Here is a 7,540-nt window from a genome sequence, read left to right on the forward strand (position 1 = left end):
GACCAGCGCGGCAACGTCGCGCACGGTCGGTGTCGCGGCCAGCTCGCCGACGGTGACGACGCGGTCCAGCGCCAGCACCAGCCGGATGGCGGTGAGCGAGGTGCCGCCCAGTTCCGAGAACCGGGTGGACCGCCCGATCTGGTCGTGCGGGACGTGCAGCAGGTCGGACCACAGGCTGGCGATCCGGCGCTCGGTGGCCGTGGCGAGTGTGTCCACGTCGGCCGACTCGGCCGCGCCGGCGAGCGCCGTCAAGGACTTCTTGTCGATCTTGCCGTTCGGCGTGAGCGGCAGCTCGGGCAGCGGGTACAGCCGCTGCGGCACCATGTAGCCGGGCAGCGTCTCGCCCAGGAAGGCGGCGACGCTCGCCGGCTCGGGGGCGGCGGGTCCGGCGTAGTAGCCGACGAGCTGCGGCTGATGGCCGGTGCCGGCGATGACCACGGCGCCGTCCCGCACACCGTCGACCTGGAGCAGTCGGTTCTCGATCTCGCCGATCTCGATCCGCAGGCCGTTGATCTTGACCTGGGAGTCCCGGCGCCCCAGGTACTCCAGGATGCCGGACGGCAGCCACCGGCCGAAGTCGCCGGACCGGTACAGCCGGACACCGGGCTGGTAAGGGTCGGCGGTGAACGCCGCCTTGGTGCGGACCTCGTCGTTGATGTAGCCCCGGCCCACACAGACACCGGCGAACACGATCTCGCCCTGCGCGCCGATGGGGACCAGCCGCAGCTGCTCGTCGACCACGTACACGCGCACGTTGCGCAGGGGCCGTCCGAGCGGCACCGAGCGGTGCGCCGGAACTCGGTCCATGACCTCGTGGTTGGTGTCGTCGGAGACCTCGGTGGTCCCGTAGTTGTTGACGAGCGTGATGTCCGGGAAGGCGGCGAACCAGCGCTGCACCAGCTCCTTCTTCAGCGCCTCGCCCGTCACCGCCACGCAGCGCAGCGCCGGGAACCGCCGGGGACGCTCGTCGAGCGTCGACAGCACGATGTCCAAATAGGACGGAACGAGTTGCGCGAGCTGGATGCCGTCGGCCTCCAGGCTGTCCAGGAACCGGTGCACGTCGAGGACGACGTCCTGCTCCACGATGTGCGTGCGGCCGCCGACCACCAGGGCGGACACCAGCTGCCAGAGCGAGATGTCAAAGCACTGCGGCGCGGTCTGGGCGATGACGTGCCCCTCCCCCACACCGAGGTCCTCGATCTTGGCCAGCAGGTGGTTGAGGAAGCCGGCGTGCTCGCACATCGCGCCCTTGGGCTCGCCCGTGGAGCCGGAGGTGAAGTAGATGTAGGCGAGTTGGTCCGCGCCGACGGCCACGTCGAGGTCGCCGGTGGGCTCGGCCGAGGCGACGAGTTCGTCCAGATAGGACAGTTGCCGGTCCGCGACGGCCGCGACGAGCTGAGGGCGTTCACGGTCGGCGAGCACCCAGCGGCATTCGCTGCGGCGCAGGACCGTGGCGAAGCGCTCGGCCGGGTAGTGCGGCTCCAGCGGCAGGTAGCAGCCGCCGGCCTTGAAGACCGCGATCACGGCGGCCAGCCATTCCAGCGTCCGCTCGGTGACGACGGCGACGACCTCCTCCGCCCGCAGGCCCCGCCCGTGCAGCGAGTGGGCGATGCGGTTCGCGGCGGCGTTCAGTTCGCCGTAGGTCCAGCTCCGGTCGCCCTGCACCGCCGCGACCCGGTCGGGGTGCTGGCGGACGCGCTCCTCGAACAGCTCGTGGAAGCGGCGGTCCGGCAGCGACTTGACCGGGCCGGCGCACATCGCCAGCTGCGCCTCGATCTCCGCTGCCGGCAACAGCGTGTCACGGTCGTGCAGGTCCTCCGGCGTCTCGACGAGGCGCTCGACGGCGGTCGCCAGGTAGCCGGCGATCCGCTCGGCGTCGACGTGCTCCTCCTCGCCGGCGGCCAGCCACGCGGCCTCCGCATCGGCGCGGCCGACCGACGTGGCGACGCGGGCCAGCAGATCACGCCAGGTCTTCTCCTCCGCCAGCGCCGACTGCGTGCCGGTGACGACCGTGGCCGCCTTGTACCGGGCCGCCAGCCACACCGTGTCGGCATCCACGCCGGACGCCGCCGCGAACCGGTCGATGCTCGTGCTGTCCATTTGCGGGCTCGTCCCCTCAGTCGGTCGGGTTTGGTTCGGTCAGCCAGTCCGAGATCGCCGTCCACACCTGGCGAGCATCTCCGGGCGCGGCATGTCGGGATGGCGGCACGGTAGGCGGGTCTCCGCGATCTCGCCGGCCACGTACGGCGCCCAGCGAAAACAAAGATCGGCATGCCCAGCGCCCGGATACCGGCCGGCGACCAGCAGCAGCATGTCGCCGTCGAAACACGGAGAGGTGGTGCCGGGCCAACCAAAAAACGTTGTTCTGGGGCGCCCGGTCCTGCTGCATCACCTCGTCGTCGGAGATGGCGCCGAAGACGTCGCCGGCCTCGCGGCGGACCCAGTCGATGCGGGCCTCCAGCGCCGCGGCGGCCTCGTCCGGAGCCAGCAGTTCCGGCTCGGCGCCGGGCTCCAGCTCCTCCGGATAGGTGTCGAGGATGACCAGTGCGGCCACGTCCTCGCCGGCGGCGCGCAGCTGCACCGCCATCTCGTGGGCCGCGATGCCGCCGAACGACCAGCCGAGCAGGTGGTAGGGCCCGGTCGGTTGGACGCTGCGGATCTGCTCGATGTAGTCCGCGGCCATCTCGGTCAGCGACCGCGCGAACTCCTGCTTGCCGTCCAGTCCCCGTGACTGCAAGCCGTACAGCGGAATGTCTTCCGGCACGTGGTGGGCCAGCCGCATGTACGACCAGCTGACGCCGCCGCCGGGGTGCACGCAGAAGAACGGCGGGCGGCTGCCGGTGGTCCGGATCGGCAGCAGCACGTCCATCGAGTCGTTGACCGAGGAGAGACTCATCCGGTTCATCAGGCCGTTGACCGTCGGCGCCTCGAACAGGATGCGCAGCGGAACCTGCATGCCCAACACCTCGCGGACCCGGATCAGCATCCGCACCGCCGACAGCGAATGCCCGCCCAGGGCGAAGAAATCGTCGTCGACGGTGACGGTCTCCAGCCCGAGCGCGTCGGCGAAGGCCTCGCACAGGGCGTCGTGCAGCGCGCCGCCCAGCGCCAGGCCGCGGCTTCCGTTGGCCCGGGCGAAGTCCGGGGCCGGCAACTGCGGCCGATCGACCAGACCGTGCCGGTTGAGCGGAATCCGGTCGAGCACGACGACCGCCGCCGGCACCTTGTGCTCGGGCAGGCGTTGCGCGGCGAACATCCGACCACGTTCGGACAGACCGCCGACGTCCTCGCCGATCTCGTCGGTCGGCACCACGTACGCCACCAGCCGACCGTTCCGGGTCGTCACCAGCGCCTCGCGGACCGCGGGGTTCTCCGCCAGCACCGCCTGCACCTCGGCCGGCTCCACCCGGAAGCCGTCGATCTCGACCTGCTCGGCCATCGGACCGCAGTAGGCCAACCGGCCGTCGACCGTCCATTTCACACAGTCGCCCGTCCGGAACATCCTTGCGCCTGAACGGAAACGGGTCGGCGACGAACCGTTCCGCGGCCCGGTCCGGTCGGTTGACGTAACCGCGGTCGAGCGGTGCGCCTTCGACGTACAGCTCGTCGCGAACGCCCGCCGGCACCGGTGGGGGGCAAGCTAGAACGTAGATCCGAGTGTTGGCAACGGGTTGGGAAGGGGACACCGGCACTGCGTGCGACGCCATCACACCGCCACGCCGCGACCTCGCCGGTTGTCATGGCCGTGCCGTGCACGGTGTGCAATTCGACGCCGGGCAAGGCGGCGAAGAACTCCGCCTCGATCTCGGCCGGAAGGGGCTCGCCGTGCACGATCACGCGGCGCAGTCCAGCGCAGTCGGCCGCCGACCATTCGCGGAGGAAAGCCGCGAGGAGGCGGGGTGTGAACAACGCCGTCGTCACGTCAGCGCCGCCGATGACCACTGCGGCACCGCTGGCCAGCGGCCAGCCGATCTCCGCGATGAGCGTGTCCGAATCGATGGCCGCCTGGTGAAGGACGCGGTCGTCCGGCCGCAACCCGTGCCGCTCCTCGAAGGCGGCGACGCGGTTGGCGACGGCGGTGTGCGTGACCACCACACCGGTGGATCCCGGGTAGGCGAGGCACGCCGGCAGTTCACCGTCGATCGCGAGCCCGAGCGGGCCGTCCGCGTAGCCATCCAAGGCCAGGTCGGTGAGGACCAGCACCGGGACCTGGGCGTATTCGTACGCCACGCCGGCGATGGCGCAGATGCCGCCGGCATCGGCGAGCATCTCCGTCGCCAGGGCGCCGGAGGATTCCGGGTCGATCGGCAGGTACGCGCCGCCGGCCTTCCACACGGCCAGCATCGCCGTGACGAGGTCCAGCCCACGCGGCAGGGACAAGCCGACCACCGCTCCCGGCCGAACGCCCTGCTCGACCAGGTGCCGGGCCAGCTGGTTCGCCCGCCGATCCAGACGCCCATAGGTCGTCTCGACCCCGTCGACGATCACCGCGACCGCGTCCGGCGTCCCGGCCGCCTGTTCCTCGATCATCTGGGGCACGGTCCGTCCGACAGGCAGCACGTGCGGCTCGCGCCCATCGTCGTCACCGGTGATCGTGACGCTGCTCAGCCGGGCCGCCGGCCGGTCGGTCATGGCGGTCAGCACGCGGAGATAGCGGGCGACCAGCCGTTCGACGGTCCGCGGCTCGAACAGGTCGGCGGCGGCCGTGACCGCGCCGGCCAGGCCCGCCGGGCGACCGTCCTCGTCAACGATCTCGTTGACGTTCACGTCCAGGTCGAACTTGGCCGCTGACAGGCCCGCGCCCAGGCCCTCGGCCCGGACCGCCGACAGCCGCAGGCTCGCCCGTGCCGTGTTCTGCAGCGTCAGAATCGCCTGGAACAGCGGGTGGCGGGCCATCGACCGGGCCGGGGCCAGCTCCTCCACCAGCCGCTCGAACGGCACGTCCTGGTTGGCGAAGGCGGCGAGGCTGCGGTCCCGCACCCGGGCCAGCAGCTCGGTGATCGTCGGGTCGCCGCTCAGGTCGGCGCGGATGACCAGGGTGTTGACGAAAAAGCCGACCAGGACGCCAGCGCCTCGTCGGTGCGGCTTTTTTATGGCCGATCGGGATGTCCGTGCCCGCGCCGAGCCGGGACAGCAGCACGGCCAGCGCCGTCTGCAACAGCATGAACAGGGTCACGCCCTCGGCCCGGGCGAGCGCGAGCAGCCGGTGGTGCAGGTCGGTCGGCACGTCCAGGGGCACGGTGATGCCCCGGTAGCTGCCCAGCGCCGGCCGGGAATGGTCGATCGGCAGTGCCAGCTCCTCCGGCGCACCGGCCAGCGTCTCCCGCCAGTACGCCACCTGTTCGCCGAGCAGGCTGCCCTCGTCGGCCTCTTCGCCGAGCAGTTCCCGTTGCCACAGCGCGTAGTCCGCGTACTGCACCGGCAACGGGGCCCAGTCGGGAGCGACGCCCTGGCTTCGGGCCTCGTACGCGGTGGTGACGTCGCGGGCCAGCGGCTGCATGGACCAGCCGTCGCCGGCGATGTGGTGCACCACCACGACCAGCACGTGCTCTTCCGGCGCGACCACGAACAGCCACGCCCGGATCGGGATCTCGGTGGCGAGGTCGAACGCGTGCGAGGCGGCGTCGGTGATCTCCTGACGCAGGTCGGTCGGTTCCGCCACCGCCAGCGCCCAGTCGAGGTCGTCCAGGTCGACGATCCGCTGGTACGGCTGACCATCGGCCACGGGGAACACCGTGCGCAGGGCCTCGTGCCGCCCGAGCACGTCGCGCAGGGCCAGGCCGAGCGCCGTGACGTCGAGTTCGCCGGTCAACCGCAGCACGACCGGGTTGTTGTACGCGGCGCTCGGTCGTTCCAACTGCGCGATGAACCACAAGCGGTTCTGTGCGAAGGACAGCGGGGTCAGCTCCGGTCGTTCGCGGGTCGACAGCTGCACGCGGGCGGGCGCGGCGTCGGCGAGGCGGCCGGCCAGCGCGGCCACCGTGGGCGCCTCGAACAGCAACCGCAGCGGGATCTCCACGCCGAGCACGGACCGCACGCGGCTGGCCAGCCGCACCGGAGCAGCGAATGCCCGCCCAGGGCGAAGAAGTCGTCATCGACACCGACGCCGTCCAGGCCGAGGATCTCCGCGAACGCACCGCACAGGATCTCCTCGGTGGCGGTCGTCGGCCCACGGCCGCCGGCCGCGGCGGCGTAGTCCGGTGCGGGCAGCGCCTTCCGGTCGAGCTTGCCGTTGGTCGTCACGGGCAGCTCGTCGAGGAAGACGATCGCCGCCGGCACCATGTGCTCCGGCAGGCGTTCGGCGACGTAACGTCGCAGCTCCTCGGCATCGAGGCCGCCGGCGACCACGTAAGCCACCAGCCGCTCGTCCCGCACGACCACCGCGGCCTGCGCGACGCCCGGGTGCGCGCCGACCACGGCCTGCACCTCGCCCGGCTCGATCCGGAACCCCCGGATCTTCACCTGGTCGTCGGCCCGGCCGGCGAAGATCAACTGACCCTCGTCCGTCCACTTGGCACGGTCACCCGTGCGATACATGCGGCCGCCGAACGGACACGCGACGAACCGCTCGGCCGTCAGCATCGGCCGGCCGCCGTAGCCACGGGCCAGCTGCACCCCGGCGATGTACAGCTCGCCGATCACCCCGGGCGCCACCGGCTGGAGATTCGCATCCAGCACGTACATCCGGGTGTTCGCGATGGGTGCGCCGATCGGCACCGAGCCGTCGCGCTGGGCCGGCCGGCACTGCCAGGCCGTGACGTCCACGGACGCCTCGGTCGGGCCGTACAGGTTGTGCAGCTCGACGTCGCCGAACACCTCGAAGAACCGTTGCTGCGCCGGCAGCGGCAGCGCCTCGCCGCTACAGATCACGCGCCGCAGGTCGACACAGTCACCGGCCGTCGGCTCGCGCAGGAACGCCTCCAGCATCGACGGCACGAAGTGCGCCGTGGTGACCTGCCGTTCTCGGACCAGGGCCGCCAGGTACTCCGGGTCCTTGTGGCCGTCCGGTCGCGCCACCACGATCGAGGCGCCGAACAACAGCGGCCAGAAGAACTCCCACACGGACACGTCGAAGCCGTACGGCGTCTTCTGCAGCACCCGGTCGTCCGGGCCGAGCCGATAGCGCCGCTGCATCCACACCAGCCGGTTGACGATGCCCCGGTGCGTGCTGATCACGGCCTTCGGCCGGCCGGTCGAACCGGACGTGTAGATCACGTACGCGGGGTTGTCCGGTCGCGGGCCGACCGGCGCCGGGCCGTCGCCCGGGTCGTCGACGAGCACCCTGGGAATGTCCAGTGTGGACTCACCCGTCGTCACCACGCAGGCAGCGCCGGCATCGGTGGCCATCAGCTCGATGCGCTCCGCGGGGTAGCCGGGATCGATCGGCAGGTAGGCGGCGCCGGCCTTGACGATCGCCAGCAGCGTCACCACCAGGTCGGCCGACCTCGGCAGGACCACGGCCACAATCGACTCCGGTCCGACGCCGAGCCCGGTCAGGCGACGGGCCAGCCGGTCCGCGCGGGTGGCCAACTGCCGATAC

4 protein-coding genes and 1 pseudogene are annotated in these 7,540 nt (G+C 71.4%); all 5 read right to left on the bottom strand.

The genetic code is table 11. The features are described from left to right. Positions 1–2,100 (bottom strand): non-ribosomal peptide synthetase (locus KUTG_RS03320; protein ID WP_063753475.1); only part of this gene is annotated, 2,100 nt, incomplete at its 3' end. 16 nt (positions 2,101–2,116) lie between these two features. Further along, a complete protein-coding gene (locus KUTG_RS03325) occupies positions 2,117–3,481 on the bottom strand; it encodes a thioesterase domain-containing protein (RefSeq protein WP_198046984.1) in 1,365 nt (454 codons plus the stop codon). Further along, positions 3,478–5,094: an AMP-binding protein gene (locus KUTG_RS52815; RefSeq protein ID WP_369794620.1), complete on the bottom strand. Its 1,617-nt coding sequence runs from the start codon at positions 5,092–5,094 to the stop codon at positions 3,478–3,480. The genes KUTG_RS03325 and KUTG_RS52815 overlap by 4 nt, the downstream gene beginning before the upstream one ends. A gap of 13 nt (positions 5,095–5,107) precedes the next feature. After that, positions 5,108–6,019 (bottom strand): annotated as a pseudogene (locus KUTG_RS65065) (condensation domain-containing protein); the annotation flags it as partial. After that, positions 5,902–7,540: amino acid adenylation domain-containing protein (locus KUTG_RS60625; RefSeq protein ID WP_198046985.1), on the bottom strand; the 1,639-nt coding region annotated here is incomplete at its 5' end. The gene KUTG_RS60625 and the pseudogene KUTG_RS65065, both read right to left, overlap by 118 nt.

The sequence above is a fragment of the Kutzneria sp. 744 genome (genome assembly GCF_000568255.1).
GTDB lineage: Bacteria > Actinomycetota > Actinomycetes > Mycobacteriales > Pseudonocardiaceae > Kutzneria.